22 protein-coding genes are annotated in these 20,061 nt (G+C 38.9%); 2 read left to right on the top strand and 20 right to left on the bottom strand.

What is annotated here, in order from left to right; genetic code table 11:
- The 3 genes from D0T56_RS10795 to D0T56_RS10785 all read right to left on the bottom strand — a co-directional run.
- Window positions 1-817, bottom strand: an 817-nt coding sequence (locus D0T56_RS10795) for a tetratricopeptide repeat protein (RefSeq protein ID WP_163320166.1), incomplete at its 3' end; no start/stop codon positions are given.
- Window positions 818-927: 110 nt separating this feature from the next.
- Window positions 928-1,485 (bottom strand): hypothetical protein, encoded by a 558-nt coding sequence (locus D0T56_RS10790; RefSeq protein ID WP_163320165.1) that lies wholly within the window; start codon window positions 1,483-1,485, stop codon window positions 928-930.
- Window positions 1,486-1,624: 139 nt separating this feature from the next.
- Window positions 1,625-2,728 (bottom strand): DUF4844 domain-containing protein, encoded by a 1,104-nt coding sequence (locus D0T56_RS10785; protein WP_163320164.1) that lies wholly within the window; start codon window positions 2,726-2,728, stop codon window positions 1,625-1,627.
- 185 nt (window positions 2,729-2,913) lie between these two features.
- Between D0T56_RS10785 and D0T56_RS10780 the strand changes: the two genes are divergently transcribed.
- Entirely contained in the window at window positions 2,914-5,007 is a 2,094-nt protein-coding gene (locus tag D0T56_RS10780) for a M3 family metallopeptidase (RefSeq protein ID WP_163320163.1), read from the top strand.
- A gap of 129 nt (window positions 5,008-5,136) precedes the next feature.
- On the opposite strand, the gene D0T56_RS10775 is transcribed toward D0T56_RS10780, so the two are convergent.
- Complete coding sequence (locus tag D0T56_RS10775) at window positions 5,137-7,881, bottom strand: T9SS type A sorting domain-containing protein (protein WP_163320162.1); 2,745 nt, start codon at window positions 7,879-7,881, stop codon at window positions 5,137-5,139.
- Between the two features lie 135 nt (window positions 7,882-8,016).
- Complete coding sequence (locus D0T56_RS10770; RefSeq protein ID WP_163320161.1) at window positions 8,017-8,673, bottom strand: hypothetical protein; 657 nt, start codon at window positions 8,671-8,673, stop codon at window positions 8,017-8,019.
- A 196-nt stretch (window positions 8,674-8,869) separates the two neighbouring features.
- On the opposite strand from D0T56_RS10770, the gene D0T56_RS10765 reads away from it, so the two are divergent.
- On the top strand, window positions 8,870-9,262 hold the full coding sequence (locus tag D0T56_RS10765) for a hypothetical protein (protein ID WP_163320160.1): 393 nt from the start codon (window positions 8,870-8,872) through the stop codon (window positions 9,260-9,262).
- Window positions 9,263-9,312: 50 nt separating this feature from the next.
- On the opposite strand, the gene D0T56_RS10760 is transcribed toward D0T56_RS10765, so the two are convergent.
- The 15 genes from D0T56_RS10760 to D0T56_RS10690 form a co-directional block, all read right to left on the bottom strand.
- Window positions 9,313-9,687 (bottom strand): hypothetical protein, encoded by a 375-nt coding sequence (locus D0T56_RS10760; protein ID WP_163320159.1) that lies wholly within the window; start codon window positions 9,685-9,687, stop codon window positions 9,313-9,315.
- The gene (locus tag D0T56_RS10755) at window positions 9,684-10,220 is read right to left on the bottom strand and encodes a glycoside hydrolase family 19 protein (RefSeq protein ID WP_163320158.1); all 537 of its coding nucleotides are present in this window, start codon (window positions 10,218-10,220) and stop codon (window positions 9,684-9,686) included. The genes D0T56_RS10760 and D0T56_RS10755 overlap by 4 nt, the downstream gene beginning before the upstream one ends.
- Window positions 10,201-10,659, bottom strand: coding sequence for a hypothetical protein (locus D0T56_RS10750; protein ID WP_163320157.1), 459 nt, complete (start codon window positions 10,657-10,659; stop codon window positions 10,201-10,203). The genes D0T56_RS10755 and D0T56_RS10750 overlap by 20 nt, the downstream gene beginning before the upstream one ends.
- Before the next feature lie 7 nt (window positions 10,660-10,666).
- Entirely contained in the window at window positions 10,667-10,966 is a 300-nt protein-coding gene (locus tag D0T56_RS10745) for a hypothetical protein (protein WP_163320156.1), read from the bottom strand.
- Window positions 10,967-11,029: 63 nt separating this feature from the next.
- Complete coding sequence (locus D0T56_RS10740) at window positions 11,030-12,031, bottom strand: hypothetical protein (protein WP_163320155.1); 1,002 nt, start codon at window positions 12,029-12,031, stop codon at window positions 11,030-11,032.
- A gap of 28 nt (window positions 12,032-12,059) precedes the next feature.
- Window positions 12,060-12,308, bottom strand: a complete 249-nt coding sequence (locus D0T56_RS10735; RefSeq protein ID WP_163320154.1) for a hypothetical protein — start codon at window positions 12,306-12,308, stop codon at window positions 12,060-12,062.
- The gene (locus D0T56_RS10730; RefSeq protein ID WP_163320153.1) at window positions 12,305-12,475 is read right to left on the bottom strand and encodes a hypothetical protein; all 171 of its coding nucleotides are present in this window, start codon (window positions 12,473-12,475) and stop codon (window positions 12,305-12,307) included. Before D0T56_RS10730 ends, D0T56_RS10735 begins: the two co-directional genes overlap by 4 nt.
- A gap of 72 nt (window positions 12,476-12,547) precedes the next feature.
- Window positions 12,548-13,843: a hypothetical protein gene (locus D0T56_RS10725; RefSeq protein ID WP_163320152.1), complete on the bottom strand. Its 1,296-nt coding sequence runs from the start codon at window positions 13,841-13,843 to the stop codon at window positions 12,548-12,550.
- Between the two features lie 3 nt (window positions 13,844-13,846).
- Window positions 13,847-14,377 (bottom strand): hypothetical protein, encoded by a 531-nt coding sequence (locus tag D0T56_RS10720; RefSeq protein WP_163320151.1) that lies wholly within the window; start codon window positions 14,375-14,377, stop codon window positions 13,847-13,849.
- The gene (locus D0T56_RS10715) at window positions 14,355-15,518 is read right to left on the bottom strand and encodes a hypothetical protein (protein ID WP_163320150.1); all 1,164 of its coding nucleotides are present in this window, start codon (window positions 15,516-15,518) and stop codon (window positions 14,355-14,357) included. Before D0T56_RS10715 ends, D0T56_RS10720 begins: the two co-directional genes overlap by 23 nt.
- A gap of 11 nt (window positions 15,519-15,529) precedes the next feature.
- The gene (locus tag D0T56_RS10710; protein ID WP_163320149.1) at window positions 15,530-15,967 is read right to left on the bottom strand and encodes a hypothetical protein; all 438 of its coding nucleotides are present in this window, start codon (window positions 15,965-15,967) and stop codon (window positions 15,530-15,532) included.
- A 2-nt stretch (window positions 15,968-15,969) separates the two neighbouring features.
- The gene (locus D0T56_RS10705; protein ID WP_163320148.1) at window positions 15,970-16,575 is read right to left on the bottom strand and encodes a hypothetical protein; all 606 of its coding nucleotides are present in this window, start codon (window positions 16,573-16,575) and stop codon (window positions 15,970-15,972) included.
- A 168-nt stretch (window positions 16,576-16,743) separates the two neighbouring features.
- Window positions 16,744-17,823, bottom strand: a complete 1,080-nt coding sequence (locus D0T56_RS10700) for a hypothetical protein (RefSeq protein ID WP_163320147.1) — start codon at window positions 17,821-17,823, stop codon at window positions 16,744-16,746.
- A gap of 52 nt (window positions 17,824-17,875) precedes the next feature.
- Complete coding sequence (locus tag D0T56_RS10695; protein WP_163320146.1) at window positions 17,876-18,958, bottom strand: ATP-dependent Clp protease proteolytic subunit; 1,083 nt, start codon at window positions 18,956-18,958, stop codon at window positions 17,876-17,878.
- Window positions 18,959-19,675: 717 nt separating this feature from the next.
- The gene (locus D0T56_RS10690) at window positions 19,676-19,906 is read right to left on the bottom strand and encodes a hypothetical protein (RefSeq protein ID WP_163320145.1); all 231 of its coding nucleotides are present in this window, start codon (window positions 19,904-19,906) and stop codon (window positions 19,676-19,678) included.
- Window positions 19,907-20,061 lie beyond the last annotated feature (155 nt).

Below are 20,061 nucleotides of genomic sequence, written 5' to 3'. Positions count from 1 at the left end.
GAGACATGTCCTTTTCTACTCCTTCTCCATTGTCATAACACCAAGCAAGACTAAATTGTGCCTCTACATAGCCTTGTCCTGCTGCTTGTTGATACCAATAAACAGCTTGCGACATGTCCTTTTCTACTCCTTCTCCATTGTCATAACACCAAGCAAGATTAAATTGTGCCGCTACATAGCCTTGTTCTGCTGCTTTCCGATACCAATAAACAGCTTGAGACATGCCCTTCTCTACTCCTTCTCCATTGTCATAACACAAAGCTAGATTAAATTGTGCATCTTGCAACCCTTGTTCTGCTGCTTTCCGAAACCAATAAACAGCTTGTGACATATCTTTTTCTACTCCTTCTCCATTTAGATAACACAAAGCTAGATTAAATTGTGCATCTTGCAAGCCTTGTTCTGCTGCTTTTTGATACCAATAAACAGCTTGTGACATATCTTTTTCTACTCCTTTTCCATTCTTATAATACAAAGCTAGATTAAATTGTGCTGTTTGTAACCCTTGCTCTGCAGCTTTCCGATACCAATAAACAGCTTGAGACATGTCCTTTTCTACTCCTTCTCCATTGTCATAACACCAAGCAAGACTAAACTGAGCTTCTACATCGCCCAGTTCTGCTGCTTTCCGATACCAATAAACAGCTTGCGACATGTCTTTTTCTACTCCTTTTCCATTTTCATAACACCAAGCAAGACTAAATTGTGCCTCTACATAGCCTTGTTCTGCTTTATTTATGAGTTTTTCTATCTCCGATGTTTGTGCAAATAAAACAGATGAAAAACAAAACGTAATTATTATCAAGACTAGACGCATAGGGTTCTTATGTATTAAAATGTGGAACAATCTACAAATATAGGAAATTTATAAAAAAAGGTAACCAAATTACATTGGTTACCTTTATCAATCATTTCAATTCAAATAAATCAAACATCAACCACACACGTCAACAATTGAGCCAGCTTTTTATTATCTTGAGTCTTCATATTCATATCAAACTGAGAATGACTTGTATTCATTCTGATACTGGCAATACCCACTCGCTGTATTTTAACCAATACATCGTTCGATGCCTGATAGTTTGCCACAACCTGAGTTAACGTCACCCCCGGTTTTGTAGGTTTTGTTTCGGTTCTGTAATCGTCCATAGCTATCAACTCTACAATCTCATTGTTATTCAGCTTGATAAGCAATGGCTCACCCCTTGCAATGAATAAACTTTCATTGACTGACGTCAGTTTTATCGTCACAAACTTAGACGGAGGTAAAAGATTGTCGCGGTCGATAACATTTGCAAATGCAACTGTAAACCGATGCTTTTCAGTTGCCGGCTTATTCAAGGCAGCAGGAGTTGTTACCAATATCTTTTCACCCGTAAATTCATCAGTCTTATTCACTATAAACCTGCAATAATCAGGTGTCTGGCTATTTGTATAACCGACAAAACATAACAATAGGAAGAAAGACACTAAGATTTTCCTCATGATCCGAACACTTTTTATCTTAAACACTTTTGCAAATTAACACACTTTGGTGCAAAAATGTTTTCACTTTATCCATAATATTTGCATATGGAATGTAAAAAAAGAAAAAATGTCCTTCCCATACGATTTCGCCTTGTTTTTATTCCATATTGTATTCCTTTTCTCTTACTTTTTCCATCATTTCTTTTCCATAAAGCCATTCATTCAATATATCTGCTATATTCACACCCTTTTGTTGAGACATAGCATAATACATTTCCGTTACAAACTCTCGGTCTTCGGTATCGAGCCTCAACCGGCTGAGCATTTCCAGTCCATATTTCAGATTTTTCACAATCGTCAAAGAATCGGACAAAGGAGTATTTTCTATCATTTGCAAGTCCTTGAGCATTACATTTTTCATCAAGTCATAGTCACTCTTATCAATAAGACCGGCATGTAGTATTGCTGTCAACCGATTCTCAATAGTTGTTTTCATTTCCGGATATGTCAACGAATCGGGTTGCTTCATATTTTTCTCGTAAAACCTATTTATAAAATCATTCATCTCTTTACCTACCCCTCCGGCATTTGCCAAAGCATGATAGATATTACCTATCTGCATTATGGCATCATTAGGAAGGTTTTTCTCCGAGAAATGGTTCAATGCTCTTTCAATTCTCTTTTCTATTTGAGATTTGGTTAAAGTAGTATCTTTCTCTATCCAATTAACATCTTCACTAATTTCTCTCTTAAACTCCTTATTTTCAATCTCAAAATTAGACAAACGTTGCCTAACAGCATCAAACTTATTTTGTCGGGGTTGTCTCTTTTCAAACCATGCGAGAAGATATGCCCCCACATCCCCATGAGGAACTGTCCGGGTAAGGTCACGCATCTGACGAGCCATTATAATATCCTGATAAACACGGTTTACAACCATATAAACATTCTCTGTCACAGTTACATTTTCAAATTCCGCAAGTGTGACTTCTACCCTATCTCTTACTTGTTGATCGGACAATTCTTTAGTCTGCTCAAAGAAATCAACATCTGCCATCAGTTTGTTGGTCATCAACTTATACTGATCTTCATCTATTTCTCCATTGTTCTTAAGATTAACTAATTCTTCGGAAATATATTTCCTCACGTTACCGAACATTTCATCCGAGAAATCCATCTGCCCCAATGCAGAACGACCTATAAAAACAACAGCCAATATAAATGCTGCAAAAACGATCAGGACTATATAAAAAATCTTCATAGTTTTGTATAGTATTGTGTTGTAAAGTAAAAATCGGAAAGACGTAACATTTTATTCGTAACAACGCCTAACAGATGACAAAAATAGATGAATTTGCCCACAATTATCATTGTTCGGCTCATTTTTTCTTTCTTTATTCTTTTTATCTACCTTTGCATTATCAAGAATCAATAACAATTGTTTATATGAGAAAAATCTTTTTTTCAATTCTGCTTATGACGACATTGAATGCCGCTACGGCTCAAAACCCGTTCTTGCAAGAGTATAAAACTCCGCATGGAACACCCCCTTTCGATAAAATAAAGCTGGAACACTACAAGCCTGCTTTCGAAAAAGGTATAGAACAACACAAGAAGGAGATAGACCGCATTGTGATGCAACGCTCAATGCCCACTTTTCTCAATACGATTGAACCTTACGAGCAATCGGGTAAGATTCTGTCGAAAGTGAGCAGTGTTTTTTTCAACTTGTTAAGTGCAGAAAGCAATGAGCAAATGATGCAACTTTCGCAAGAAATATCGCCAATGCTCTCCACTCACAACAATAGCATTACCCTCAACGAGGCTCTATTCAACAGAGTGAAAACGGTATATGAAAACCGCAACAATGAAGGACTAACTTCCGAACAAATCCGCTTGATAGAAAAAATCTATGAGGGATTTGAAAACAGCGGTGCTACCTTGAGTGTCGAAGACAAAAAGAAATACGAAGAATTGTCTACAAAACTAAGCAACCTTACTCTTAATTTCGGTCAGAATGTTTTGAGGGAGACTAACAAGTTCGAGATGCTGCTTACCGATGAAGCCGACATCGCAGGCCTGCCCCAATCGGTGCTCGACGCTGCATCTGCTAAGGCTAAGAGCAAAGGCAAAACAGGCTGGATGTTCGATCTGTCGGCTCCCAGCTACATCGGTTTCATGAAATATTCTACTCGTCGCGACTTGCGCGAGAAGCTATATATGGCATACAATACCAGATGTGTCTTAGGTGGTGAGTTTGACAACAAAGAAAATGTAAAAGAAATAACAAACACTCGTCTCGAAATTGCTAAACTGTTGGGTTACTCAGACCATGCAACGTACTCGCTGCGCAACAAGATGGCTAAAAACAAAGAGGCTGTATACAATCTTCTTGACAAACTTCATGACGCTTACGCCTCTGCTGCTCTTGCCGATGTGCGTGAAGTGGAAGGTTTTGCAACAGGAATGGAGGGTAAGGCACTTGACCTTCAACCTTGGGATTGGTCTTTCTATTCGGAAAAACTGAAAGATGCAAAATACAATATCAATGACGAGCTTATCCGTCCTTATTTCGAGCTGGAACATGTGAAGAAAGGTGTGTTCGGGTTGGCTACCGATTTGTATGGACTTACATTTAAGAAAAACACCAAAATACCTGTATACCATCCTGAAGTAGAAGCATTTGAAGTTTACGATGCCGATGGTAAATATCTGGCCGTACTATTTACAGATTTCCACCCTCGTGCAGGAAAACGCCAAGGTGCATGGATGACAGAATATAAAGGTCAGTATATACGAAAAGGGGGTGATTCTCGTCCTCATATTTCGCTTGTCATGAACTTTACTCGCCCTACCGAATCCAAGCCTGCATTACTTACATTTGACGAAGTAGAAACATTCTTGCATGAGTTCGGTCACGGCTTACATGGCATATTGTCTGAATGTACATACGAAACGCTTTCGGGAACAGCCGTTGCCCGCGATTTTGTGGAATTACCTTCTCAAGTAATGGAGAACTGGCTCACAGAAAAGGCTTACCTCGATCAATTTGCTGTTCACTACGAAACAGGGGAAAAAATTCCGGCCGAACTGGTTCAGAAACTTGTCGACGCTTCCAATTATCTTGCCGGTTACTTATGTTACCGCCAACTTTCGTTCGGATATCTGGATATGGCTTGGCACAGGCAGTCGGCTCCATTTTCAGGAGATATCCGTGAATTTGAACGTAAAGCCATGGCTAGTACAGCATTGCTACCTATTGTAAAAGATGCTAGCATGTCTACCCAATTCAATCATATTTTCGCAGGAGGATACGCAGCAGGCTATTACAGTTACAAGTGGTCGGAAGTATTGGACGCAGACGCCTTCTCTCTATTTAAGAAGAATGGTATTTTTGACAAAGCAACAGCTACATCTTTCCGCAAAAATGTATTGTCGCGAGGCAATACGGCAGATCCGATGCAGTTATACGTAAAATTCAGAGGACAAGAACCATCAGTAGATGCTCTCCTCGAAAGAAACGGAGTGCTGAAGAAGTAAAAATATTTCACCGTAGAAATAGCAGAAGCCTTTCCCTTTTTAGGAGAGGCTTCTTTTTTTCAACTATGAAAGAACAAGGCAAGACACCATAGGTAATCTTGCCTTATCCAACCTTAAAACGAACTTAATTTATTTCTTCACAAACTTACGAGAAACTACTGCACCATCTTTTGTCTGAATAAGAGCAACATAAACACCACTATTCAAATGTGAAATATCTACAATCTGAGACATTTGAGATTGAGCAACCACGTTACCTGAAAGAGAATAAACCCTCATCATTGCAATATCTCCATAAGCAATCAAAGCGGTTTCCGTTTGATAGAATGACAAGTTCTCTTTGCTATCCTCTCTGATAGAAGAATATCCACTATCATAAACACGTATAAAGAAATCATAAATACGGGTTCCACCACTACTCGATGGGTTTACGAAAGTTATTTTTATTGGAGATTTTGTAGGTTCAATTCCCGCTTGAGCCATAAAATCGTAACTTTTCAAAGTTGTAGCCGACATGGTTGAAGGTGTTTCCCAGAATTTCGTTTCTCCATCCTGTTCCCATTCAATTCTCAATTTGCGAGAACCTGTAAAATGCAGATTGGCTTTAAATTCGACCAAACTCGGAAGATTCCAGGTTACTCTTCCGCCTCGTTCCACATTAATTGCACCCTCTGTGCATCCGGACGGAATAACATCGTTCTTTTCTTTGTATGCAGGATCCCATTCTACCGGATAAGCATCCGACCCGTTTTTCATTGTTATAATTCCATTCAGGTCTGAAGGCAAATTACCAAATTCATCCTGAATTTTATACCAATCGCCCGTTAACACTTTGGTTGGAATAACACGCTCAATGCCTCCCTGTATAGTAAACGGCGCCATTCCGCCCGTTGCTGTAACAGAATATGTTCCATCCTCGACAGGAGTACCTGAAATAGTCAATTTATTATCTTTTTTGGTATATTCCAATCCCGCAGGAAGATTCTGAACTTCTATGTCGGTTGCACCACCTCCATATTCAAAAACAATATCATTGATAGCATTACCTATATTCACTGTCTGAGATGAGTTGTTTGTAGTACAAACTAATGTAGCCGGAGCAACCTCGCTAACAGAAATAGTTCCTGTCATTGTTACGGGATTATCTCCACCAATTGTAGTTACCTTATAGGTAGACGATGTGGTTGGATTACCCATAATAGTTACCGTTCTGTTTGGCACATCTTTCTCGGCCCGCACACCTTCGGGCAAATCCTCAACTTTCACATCTGTCGACGCCCCGCTCCATTTGTATATAATAGCTGTAATAGCTGTTCCTTTAAATACTAACTGATTTGTTGTTCCCTGAAAAAGTTTCAAACCTGCATTGGTCGAAATACCCGACTCAAAAGCACCCATATCGGCACCGGCATCATTGTAAGAGATTGTCAGGTTTGGAAGTTGCTGATAATCTACCGGACGCAAATTATCGGGCAAATGAGAAGACAATGCAAAATTTTCTACTATTTGCCCTTTATCTATAAAATAGCTATTCTCCTTCAATTTTGCAAAATCATTGTCCGGCAGGCTTCCATCAGACTGACGGTCTTCTAAAAACAAAGTAGAAGAAAGACTCTTGAACTGAGATGAATGATCTTTTGTATAAACTGCCGTTCCGCCTATTTTATTCCCTTCTTTGTACGGATCACATCCATCAATCAATGTCCAACTATTATAATCCGTATCCGGTACTTGTGAGCCGGCTTTGTTTGCAGATAAAAATTCGTGATTACCTACATTTTTAGGAGCTGTTGCCCCCCACCCTATATTATTTCTCATGTACATTGTTCCGTATTTAAACTCGGTAGGGAAACGATAGTTATATTCGTTGCCCCAAGCCACATTGTTGAACAAGTACATAGCCTCGTAAGCATTATTCTGATCGAAACCTTTATGTAAGCTCTCAAAAGAGACACAATTTCTCACAAGATGGGTTCCGATCGACTGAGAGAAGGCTGCACCACCGGCTGTGCCTCCACCGCCAAGTTTAAAGCCGTTACCATTTTCACGTGGAGTATTGTTTGAATCGTAACCGGCTTTCCAAGACCAACAATTATCAATAACAATGGGATGATATACCATATATAAATCCCAATTGTCATCTGAGTTGTTCCATGCACGACAACCGTAAAATTCGGTTCCGGGTCCGGGGAATAGTTTACACGCAAAACCATCGGCATCTCCGCCGTTGTCAGATTTACCCTGATAGTCTATTTTATCATAATTATACCATGAATCACAGTTCAGGATAATGTTGTTTCTACAAAATTGATATCCGGGATTAAATTCTGGCGTACCCGGAGGTAGTGATTTGGTTTCTTCTATTCCAAAATCTTTGTACATCCCAACTTGTAAACCTGTATCGTTGTTTCCGTAGAACTTACAGTTTTCCACAATATTGTAACTACCCTCCAACTTCATACCATTATCTTTGGCGTTACACAGTTCTAAACCTTTGAAGTGCCAATAGTTTGCCTCGTGATTCACATATATACAACGAGCCATCTTGAAGCTACTTACATCTGTATGCGGAATTTGGCTTCCATCAATAATAACACGCTCGTTATTGTATGCCCATAAATATATGCGGGCATCTTCTCTTGCATTTTGCTTTGCCTTGATGCGGATTGTTGCTTGCAGCATATAAGTTCCTCCCCGCACAAATATTGTATCGCCGGGTTGTACTAAATCTACTGCTTTGTTGATTGTTAATAAAGGAGAATTAATATTTCCATCTGCCGAATCGTTTCCTGTGGGCGAAACAAAGTAAGACCGTCCACACACAGAACTTAACAACAGCAATGAAAATAAAGAAAGTAAACATCTTTTCTTCATGGTCAATTTTATATTTAGATTAAGATTATCAAGTATCACAAAATTATTTTGTAACAATCTTAATCCGGAGTATAAATTGACTAAATATGTAGAATATTTGGTATAAGTGCTTTTATGTTAAGAATTGGACCGAGGTTATTTTTCTTGCAAGACATAATATCCTCCATCTTTCCGCCTCATTATCTTCACGCGCTTGGTCAGTGTGTCCAATTTATTGTCATAATTCTGGTAAAGCAGCGCAGGAGAACCTTTCCCTACTTTTGTAGAATATGTAAGTATGGCAAACAATTTTCCGGGGATGGTTTCGTTTAGCCACAACTGCACAACTGTGGTGTCGTTTATGTATTTTTTGAATCGGCACACACCATCATCATAAAGCTGAATATCCGGATGTTGCTCCAATATTATATCCATTAGTTTTTGAATCTGGTCTACATCCGATATAGTCATTTTATAACCACCGATAACACCATCATATGCCCTGAAGACAACTTCATCTCCAATTATTCCCGAATAATTAGCTATTTTCTTATCTGCTATAGGAATTAGCTGTATCGAATCGTGGTACCCGTCAAGCTCCGGAGAGTATATAAAGTCGGCTTCATCGTAATAAATACTGTCTTTATTTCCTATCACAAAATTTTTATAATTAACAGGATGCCCCAATTGTTTTTCAAACTCTTCTATTGTTTGCCCAAACTGAAAATCATCCAGATAACCGGTATTCCGACAAGCAAAAAAAGAAAAAATTATCAGTACAACAGTGGTTAGTTTTAATATATAATTGCCCATATATTGTGTGTTGCAAAATTCAAACCCTAAAAGTAGTCCTTTTTTGTCAAAAAAAAAATATTTTTTAATTCATTGTTTAAATGAGGCAACAATCAAGTAATGACTACCATCCGAAACCCTATTAACACACTATTTCACAAAAAAACACTACATTTGCAGTTCGAAATAACACTATGGACTCTTAAAACTTCAGGACATGAAAAAAATTGTTTTCCTAACCACTACAATATTATTAACAGGAATACTGATAAGCGGTTGCGACTTTGTCAAAAAAAAAACCGGTATCGGCTCCGATAATACTTCTGAAATTCTTGTCGACAGTCTCAAATTTCATTTAAGGCAATATGATGTGTACGTCAGTGCTCTTCAGGATTTGATTGAAATTGAAAAGCAACATAAAGACACAGAGTTTCTCAAGTCTGAGTTTGTTGATTGTGAAGAAGAAATCGCTACCAACACTAATTACCTTAACTCCAATAGCGATGCTATGACCGAAGAAATGCAAAAGCAAAAGGAAGATATTGACAAAAAATACGATGCTCTCAGACAGAATATAAATGCCACTTTTGAGAAAAACAAAGAAAATTAAAAAAACACAAACGCTCAACGTTAAATAGTTGAGCGTTTGCTTTTTTGCTGTTAAGCACTAAACTTAATCTTATAGAATAAATAAATAAGAATTAATAATAAAAATATCCGACCACACCACACCTGAAAATTTTGCAAAGAAGAAAGTTTATTCACTTCTTTAATTTCCATTTCCGGATAAGGTACACGAATAGTGTCGTTTACAAAAATAGAGTCTCTGACATACCTGTCTCGATATAAGTATTTATAGCGATCAACATAGAGAGTATCTCCTGTTGAAAAAACAAATACTGAATCGTGTTGATAAACGGAGTCAACCATCAATTTGTCTGTATATTCCAACCTCACTGTTTCAACAGGCACATATATTTTTCTAGATTTGCAACTAAAAAGGAATATGAAGAGTATAATTAAACAGATTCTCATATCAATACCTTTTTTGCATTGTTCCACAAATTAAACCTATCCTGATATCCGTTATATCCTCCGTTGATGATTCGGGTAACAATCCGGAAAGCTGCTTCATCTCCTCGATCGGCGATCTCGTTCAATCCTCGTTTCTTCCACCACCAACACGCCGATTTTACTGCATATTCCGGAGTAGACAACAATTCGGGATGAGATACGAAATCAACATTCCATATCTTGGATATCTCCGTGTAATTGGAACGCCCTGTTATCTGGATCAATCCACGGCCTTTGAACCGTTTGCCGTCTCCTTTCTGCGTATTTCCTAAGTCTCTGCGACCTTCGTAAGCTGCCCCGGAAGCTATTTCTTCACAGTATCGCAATTGTCCCGATTCGTGACCTATTTGAGCCAAGAACATACACGTACGGTTAACGGTATTGATCTCGTATTCCTCCATACACTTAACCAGAAATGGAAGATATTTATCCCGGTTCACCTTGGTAGACAATGGGTATATCTGTTTCAGAATTTCATTCGTTAGTGTCTTCATTTTTCTTTCCAAAAATATAGTTATACAAAACAGGCATTTTTTTTAGTACCTGTAACCCGAATATATAATACAGAAATGCGAACGCCCGGTTATCAGGGAACAACAGGCAAATGTTCCTGAGGGTATTGGCGATGTAAAACGAAGTGAAGACATAAGTCAGTGTTTTTACAATAAACATAGCCTCGTCCATGTCTCCCATCAGGAAACCAATGATAAATGTGAGCACAATCACCGAATTATACAGGAACAGAAAAAGTAAAGCGAATAACGCCTTTTTCAGCCTGATCCGGTCATTGTTTACAAATAAATCAGACATTAACCCAAAGAAAAAATCTCCCAGAAAAACCATAAATAACACTATTACCGGATTCTTTACCGGTTCCAGGAAAGCCACTATCGCACTGACGATTGTCAGGAAAAGTATTTTTATCGCATCCATAACTGACTTACATTAAAAATGTCCTGAATGGTGTTTTCGGTGTTTCTTCCTTGAAATCCTTGAATAAATCAATTTTGTTGTCATTTAAGAAAATGACATTGAAAAGGAAATCACTGTACACAGGTTCCCGCGTGTCTTCGGGGTAAGTAGCCTCACCATCATCACCGATAATTGGCTCTAAGGGCGGATTCAGATTAACCTTTCCTACTACGTCGATAGATAAATCGAAGTCGCTGTAAGTATTGCCGTCAAATTTCAAAACCTCGTCAAGCCCAGACCTATCGTCACATGAAAAATATCTAATCATAGAATTAAGAATTAAGAATTAAGAATACTTGTAACTTGTAACTCGTAACTTGTAACTCGTCCACTATAAAATTGCAAGGGCGATAATACCCTCGTTGTTTAAATCCTCGTGAAGATTCCAGATACCCGCTTGCTTTTGCAGTGTCGTTTCTTGCCGAGTTGTTTTCAGGTACACCTCGCAGTCATCGGGCAAAGTGTAGGCTAACAGATCAGCCGAACGGGTTGCAGTGCTTCCGGATGTAGGAATATACGATGTACTTCTGATATTCATCTCCAACTGTGCCGATGCGATGAAATTGTAAGCGCCTTGATCGAAGCTCGCAGCAGTATCAGGATAAATGAAAATAACAACACTGCCTGTATCCGTTGGCAATATATTGCGGGTTATCTCCACCAATGCACCATCATCCGTCAAGTCCGACACAGTCCACATACTGCCCTGAGCCTGAGATAACGAACCTGAGCCTGAGATAATTCTTGCCGTACTGTCAGGCGATGCCCCCCAACCACTGCCGGCCTCTACATACATGCCTAATGCTATTTTGTCGGAGCTGCCTTTTTTTACATATATGCGCAACACATATTCCGCTGAACCGGAAATTGTAACACCCGGATTATACGTAATACTTTCACTACTTGAATTTACATTTTTTTCAATTTTCCAATAATTTTCAAATCCATCGGCGGTTGATTCATCCATAGTGCACAACACCGAACCGCCCCAACGGGAAAAATCGGCGGAATCTGAAATCAGGTTAGTTGCGGTCTTCTCAATCAACAATTTCGCATCATCCGAGTAGTTGCCATAATCAATACGGGGGATATTCGCACCGATAGGCTGCATGTTTTTGTCACTATCGAAAAACGTTGCACCTGATGCACGGGCAAACTGAAACGGAACAACCGCACCCGTCTTGTTATTCATGCCATATACCACGCCCGATTGGGCGGCAACGGGCAAAAGGATAATCTTCGCATCTTTTCGAATCTGGGGACTCAGGCTATTATATTGCGCCTTAACATAGTCCACGTCAACGGCGATGCCTTGCCGGGCAAGGTTCACCACAAAGTTGTTGACATTGGCGTATGCTCCCCTAGATAAAAAGAGGCTCTAAGGCTTCATTGACATTGTCTTTCGTAACAATAGTGCCGTTTACCGTGACATTGCCCCATTCGGCCGAACATAATATTCGTGAATCTTCAAGTTTATACAGGCATAATGTACTATTGAATGCTTTATATCTCAATGAGTTTTTAGGATGTCCTTCAGAGTGATCCAATCCTTCTGTTTTAACAAGAATCTGTCCTTCAGTTGTTGTTATGTCTATTCTTTCAACTCTCATTGCTTAATCGGTTTAGGTTCTTGTATTGAGTTGAATATCATCTTCGTTTCTTCGTTCGTCAATTCAGGGTTCATTTCCTGTATATCTTCAATTGAACTGTCTTGATAGCAGGTGAATGTTTTTCCGCTTCCCGCTACGTTTCCTTTTATTGTTTGTTTATCACTCATAATTTTTTTATTAAAGATTAATAATACTCGCAACTTGTAACTGCCCAAAGGGCGAAGTAACTCGCAACTGAATTATAATTGCGCTATCAAATTGATATTCTTATTTGTAAAGACTGCTTTTTCGTCATCCGACATCGAGTTGTACATGCTTGTCGACAATCTTAATGTTCCCGCCGATTTGCCCGTCCGATCTTGCCACACATTGCCTATTTTCTCCATTATCGTATTTTTTGATAAACCCGAAAGCGTAACGCTGATTGATGTCAGGTTTTCGTTAGAAGCAGGCAACGTAACATCTTGAAGCAGCGTACAGTTGTATAAGAATAGCTCGACAAGCAACGGGTTATTAGACGTGTCGAGGTTGGTAATAGCCGAATTGTTAAAGTAAGCATACCTTAGAACTGTATTCAACGAAAGGTCGATAGAGGCTGTATCTGTGTATAATGAGTCGAGTTTCGGACACCCCCGCACATCCACAACCGAGACGAGATTTGCTCCCGTTGCGATAAATCCAACATTAGGGCAGGAAAATAATAACTTATCAGCATCTAAGTTCTTCGGAAAGTGCATCTGACCCACTTTCGTTGTGTGCACGTCTACAATGGAATTTTCACTCCTAAGTAGACCGCCTATATACCTGACTTTTGGCGTATTATCCATAGACCCCGACATCGTAACGCCCGATTCTTGCACCTTGTAGTCCACTGCCGCCACAAATCCAATCAGTTGCGGGATATATTTGCCCGTTGTGTTCTTAAATTCAATTACCACATGTTCGGTATATTTATCTTCCAATGCGCCGTTCTGAACATCGGCAATACGTTTGACTTCTCCGACCAAATTATCGAAATTTTGTTCCATATCCTGTAATATTTTAAAGTGTTCTTTACTCATCAGACCGTTGCTTTCTGTTGTGGCTAAATCTGATTTCTTTACAATTTCATTCTCCGGTTTTGTATCTCCATAATAGGCTTTGCCTCCATTTAGTCCCCGAAGATTTATGCTTGCTCCGGATTGCCCTGTTGCAATGGTTACTCCGCTTTCAGTACATGTAACCATATTAGCTCCATTATCGCCAACCCACCCAATACCTATCAATTCAGCAGAAGATAACAGTGCTTCTTTAGGTGTGCTAATCTCTATTTCTCGTGGGTTTACACCATTTATGATAACATTATCCGGCAAAACAGATTCGGGTAGTTTTCCTTCACTGAGTGTTATATCCGGTTTCTTTTTAAGTTCTTCCTGCAATGTTTCAGTTGCATCCTGCATCCAACCGCCAACCACCCGGGCGGTATTCTGCCCCGCTACATTCGCTCCATAAATTTTATCCGCATCTCCTTTTAATTGCAAAATTGTTTTTGCCATAATTTAATCTCCTATTGATGAAATTCGTAATCTGTTTTTTTGTTTTCCACCTCTGAAGGCTGTAAACTTTTCATTATTAACCCGAAGATACTCAAGACATTCAACCATATACGTATCGGCAATAGACCGGGCGTCTTTTTCTGCAGCTAAACGTTCCTTTAATTCTGCCTGTTGTGAATATTGATCTTGCTTTTCCACAAATCCGAAACGGGTAAGCGAGAAGTTATTCATTTTCACCAACCTTGCGTACACATAATAGTTGAGTGCCGATTGCAGACCTTTGAATTCGCGTTTCTGCCCGTCTTTTCGCTGATACACACCGCCCTGCATTAACAAGGTATAATCCGGCTGATTATCCTGATCGGGATTTTCAACCCATTCCATCAGCGACAAGAACAAATCATCTCCAATCTGAGGCTTCACATCCAAACGTTCGGCTTCTTCGATACAAAGATTTATCTTGTTATCGTCAATATGTTTCGAAACAAAACGAGTATTTTGCTTTATTTTTTCAATTGTTGTCAGATGTTTCACTTGATACATATTTTAAAGGTTCAATTGTAAAGTCTGTTGTCGACACTGTTTCGTGCCAATACTTGAATATCTTGTCGAAAGCCCGTTCTATCATACGGCGTTGCACACTTGTTACTGTCGAATAGTTTTCGTAGGCCTCTATCAATACATCGTTCGAGAACCCCAGACTGCCTTTTCGTATACGATGCCATGCTTCCTGGCTGAATGCCGCATATATCTTTTCGCAAGCTACATCGGAAGTCACACTGTAATCCTTATCGTAATTAGCTCCCTGAAAATTCACAAACTGAGGTATTTCCTCGTCATATTCCACCTCCACATGAAGTATTTTGTTGGTATTTACATCCCCTTGAATTTTTGCAACTTCTTCTGCAATACTTCCTTCATCGAAAAACGAGTCTTCACTTTCCTGCGAAACATTCATTCCTTTCTTGGTAATAAGCATCCCCGATGGGTTGAAATTGTTGCGGGTATTACGGTAAGCTATATTCGAAAGCCCTTCTTCTGTCGACATCTGCGTCACCACACAATCGTAAACAGCTTTAGGATACTCTTGCTTTCCGGCACTCGACACCCAAAGTATTTGTCCTTTATAGCCGGCTATCCCTCCCGATTCACTAATCTGTTTCTGTACAATTTCCTGATCAGGATTGAATACATTTATGTAGTCGATCATTTCTTTTGTGGGTTTCAATATTTTTGAGCCCCTCTTCTTGCATCCGCTCCAATCCGGAAAAACAGCAATTTTGGCAACAAAACCCAACTCGTCTTCTTCACACAAACGGCAATTTTCGAAAGGAACGTGATATACCTCAACAATACGCCCAAAAGCATCATAATTCACATGAAGAGCAAAACCATCGAACGAAGCCAAATCATCCGCTATTTGCTGAAGAATATCATCAGCCGTGTCTCCCATCGCATTCAATACTTTCTCCGAAAAAGCAACATTCTTGAATCCATTTCCTTGTATGAATTGAATATACCTGTTCAGACAACTAGCTCCGGACTCGGAACTTGCCACGATGGCCTTAATATCTTGCGGGTAAAGATTATTTGAGTTGTATGCCTGAATTCCCAGATTGGTAATACTAGGCACATCAAACCTCTTTTCCGGTTGTTTTACTGATTTTACATTCATAAGTTTTTTTCTTATTTTTGTTTCCGGTTATTCTTCTCCTTACTTTTTTTTGCCGCACCATCATCCACCAGCAAGGTTTCCCAGTTTTCGGGATAAACAGCAAAAAAGTTTATTCGTGTAGGATTGTCCCGAAGCCATTGAATAGCTTTTTCGTCGGTCAAATTGCTATTGGTAACAGCCTCCGAAAAATGAGCAGATTGCAATATGGCTCCATTTTTTAATCTAAAGTTTGGCATATCCCTTAATCCGTTTTTTTTGAAAACAGTATACATTTCTATGAAAGCATCGTTATAGCACCGGCTACAATTACGTTTGGCAAATCTTTGAAATGTAACTCTTTCGTAGTTTTGTTCTATAAATTTGTGATCGGAAGCCCAAAGCCCGTCCGACAAGGATCGGGCTTTCATTTCTTCCAGTTGAATTCTAAGTTCTTGCTCAGAAATTACCATTATCAGGCTTTAAGATTAGTCAAAGACTGAAATGCTTTCTCCGAATCTGCTGCATTTCCCGCATAAAGGAACAAAGCCGATTTCGGAGATTTTGTTTCTGTCAAAACAACATTCCATCCGCCCTCTGTATCATCTGAATATTTATCGTTCTCCAATGTTGAGGCTTTCAATCCTTGGTAGTATCCTACAATCTGATATGTAGCATCTCCTTTGTTCGTGCTTTTTTGCAAGCCTTTGTATTTGTTTTCATAAACAACCACAAACTCGCCATTTGCCAAAGAATCTATAATTCCTGCAACTTCCGGGCCATTGTCCAAGATTACAAAACCCAGATTGTTGGTGAAAGTTTTTCGATTTGTACCCTCTTCCATTGTTGTAGTTGTTCCACTGAATGGATTTGGTGTAGGCACACTGATTTCATATCCTTTTTTGCCAGATTTCAATACCAGGTTGCTGATCACATTCTTATTATCTGCATCAAAAACGACAGCAGAAAAATCAATGTCGGCACGATTGATTATTACCCCGTTTGCCTCAACACCTTTTACTACAAGATCGTCACAGTTTGCTTGAATATTTTTTTCTAAAAATTTATCACAAATAGCCATAATTGATTAATTTAAAATGTTTTGTAAATAGTGTTTGTTTTTTTGAAACCGCCCTTCTGCCGATGAAACCACATAGATGTTATTCAAAATAATTCGGAGCATAAAGTTGCCGGCTAATAACCTTCAGGCATCAGCAAAAGAGCAGTTTAATTTTTTATTTTCAGTCGATTAGTATGCGAAACGGATAAGAGAATCTTCCCAAACAAGGGTTCCGATTTCGTCACGAACAAGCATGCGGTTTACCTGATCGTCTTTTGAGAACCAAATATCAAGTTCTTCAATCACATTTGCCGAAGCAATTCCACCCCAAAGAGTTCCTTTTGAAGCATAAACCACACGGTGCGGTTTGTTGTAAGTTGTTCCGTTGTCTTCGAAAGCTGCTATCATATCATCCCAGATAGGTAACGCAACAATTTCCTGACCGTTGAATTTGGTTGCGCTTACAAATCCGTCGAACAATGATTCCCATTGAAGTTCCGAACCTGTGGTACGTTTCACATCAATTGCCAAAGCATCGGCATAAGATTGCGTACAAAGCACAACTTTGTCACTAGCCTGACGTAAACGCATATCTGCATTGTAGATTAAATCCTCAAAAATTGCAGTCGCTACGCCGTCCGCACGAAGATCATCACGTTGCGCCTTATAATTAGCCGAACCATTCGCCTCAATTTCAACACGTTGATCCGGGTTAGCAGCCGTAATCGCAAACAAACGTTTGAATAAACCGTCGCATACATCAAAATACTTTGTGTCGATTGTGTTCGTAACAATTCCACCCGCCTCAACGTTCTTAGCAGCCTTATCGCCAAACCAGAACAAACGCCAGAACATTCTTGTAAGTGCCTCACGAAGACGAGGTTCTACAACGATATCAATATAATCTGTTCCTGTCAGATCTGCCACACTGGTTTTCGTACGCATAGCATGACGCACCAGCGTATCTTTCAAATCTTTATAGCAGATTTCTTCCGCCACTGTAAATTCGCCCAGATCCCACTCTTTTTCCTGAGTATCGATAATGGTTGAGTTGAAAATCGGCTTACATGCGCTTTGCACTTCTCCCACAATTCCCATGTCGCCAATACCTGCAACTTTCTTCCCATGCATTGCTCCGGGTTGTACTGTCAGAGTTTTTTCTATCGCTTCCGATTGAAGCACAGTCAAGAATAAAAGCTCTCTCAAGTTAGTTACAGCTCCGTTGTCGGGAGTCAGGTTTTTAATAAAATCGTATCCTGTACTTGCCATGTTAAATAAAAAATAAATGTTTAATAAAATCTGTGTTTAATTGAGTTAAAGTTTATTTCAGTCCCTTCTTTTCCTTCACTTCTGCCAGTTTTTTAGCAACAAGGCTTTCTCGCTTATAATCTAATCGGGCATTGTTATTTGCCTTACCCGAAGGCTTATAAGTAGATTTGTAGCCTTTCAGAAGATTTTCTGCACCACCCGCTATTTTTATAGCGTTCAGTATATGTATTTCTTCGCGGCTTTTAGCCAAAGCCTTCGCCGTTTCGAGCTGTTCCCTTAGATTTTGAACCTCATCCAAAGCATCCTGCAACGCAGTTTCTATGATGGCAAATTGTTCAGCAGGAACAGTTTCAAATTTGTTTTCAACAACAATAATGTCTGTTATCTTGCCCTCGCTCACTACAATTGTCTTACCATCAGGCATTACAAAATTGCCATCAGGTTCCGCCACATCTCCAATTTGAGGTTCTCCCTCCGATCGTTCTACAAACAATGTCTGCCCGTCAACACTGGTAAGGTCTAACATAAACAGTTTGTGTTCATGCTTTTTGCTACGTTTTTTCAGTAGCTCTCCAATAAAGGATTTTGCCATTTCTTCTTCAGTTTTGTTTTGTGTTAATAAATTTTGATTCTGATTGTAACGGGCAAACGCAATATGTTTTGCTTCCGTAGCAAATCCCATCACAACAGCCTGCGATTGAGATATGTAACAATCCGATTTCATCAAATTCGAGAGAGTTTGGGTATCGAGCCGCGTATGTTCTGCATACAACATCTGTGCTTGCACTTCCTTCTGTTCTATCCAGTCTGCCACATCCCGAAGTTCGGAACTGTTGCCCGATACTCCGTCTACATAAGGATTATGTATCATAATAGGGCAACCGGCAATCCGGCGATCTCCGGCAAGAAAAATGATTGACGCAGCCGAAGCGCAATTCTCTGAACATTCTGTTGTTACCGGTTTATCCAGATTTTTCAAGTAATTGTAAATGGAAAAAGCGACGTCCAAATCTCCGCCCACCGAGTTAATTTTGACGTGAATTCTGTCGGCAGTTTCCATTTCCACTTGTTCAATAACAGAAAGAAGCGATACCTCACTATCTTCGTTTCCGATTATTCCTTTTATTTCTATCATACTAAATAAATTTACGTGAAAGAGTGTTTGTGTTTGTTGTTGATCTAATATACCAAGAAACTGAACAATTTTCTAATAATTTACGTTCTACTTACTGAAGTGTTCTTTCAGTGAAATAGTACATTCTTAAAAAAACAGAAGATACTCAGAGAAAACAATAGTATTATTTTACATAACAAAAGGAGTACTTAGCAAAACTTTTCGAACAAAAAGAATCACTTTTATTAAAAAAAGGTCATTTTTAACAGATTATCATACTATTAATGAATAAAAAATAATGTAAATTTGGAATCATAGATCATGTTATTAATATAAGATAATATTAACAAATAACTTTTTAGTTTTATTGGGTTGTGTTTTTTGAAATGGGAGATCAACAGATAAGAGAGGATGTTAGCCTTGAAAACTTTAAAAACTGCACAGTATATAGCCTAGTTTCATTTATGCTGGTTTTTCTGTCTTTTATTTTCAAGAGTTATCAATTGACTTTAATTTGGGAAATATTCATGATTTCCGGTATCATTGGATGTTGTTTGTCAATCATCCAAATATGTAAGTCGTGGCAATCAATAAAGCCGGCGTTCAGATTGGTTTTATTATTATTGCTGCTGGTTTTGGCGTTGTGCCCGGGCTATGCCATATATATTTTCGCCAACTCTTTAATGGATTCGTGATTTAGATAACTAAAAAGTCAATCTTCACAAACACACATTCTATTCAACCTACATCCCGCCCCATGCGTTTTACGATGTCATAAAATGTACGTTCGGTAATTTCATATTCTTCCGATAACACCGCTGCTATGTAAACTTTCTTATGCCCTTCTTGTTCGAGGCGCAGGTATTCGCTGTACATTTCCAAATATTGTACATCTTTAGGATTGGCTCCTGCTTGAAATATAGTTTCGACTAAAGGACGTGCAAATGTGAGGGCTTCAAATACTTTCATATTTCTATTCTATTATCAGGTGATTTTTGTGTAAATAGTTTTACAAGCGCTTATGTATAGTACTGAATATAGGAAAAAAATATGAATAATGCAATAGTTTTTCGCCTTTTATATAAGAAAAAACAGCCTTTTTTCTATATTTTCAGCATAATAAG

The organism is Dysgonomonas sp. 520 (genome assembly GCF_010501095.1).
Lineage (GTDB): Bacteria > Bacteroidota > Bacteroidia > Bacteroidales > Dysgonomonadaceae > QVMP01.
This window is presented reverse-complemented; position numbering and strand designations above follow the sequence as displayed.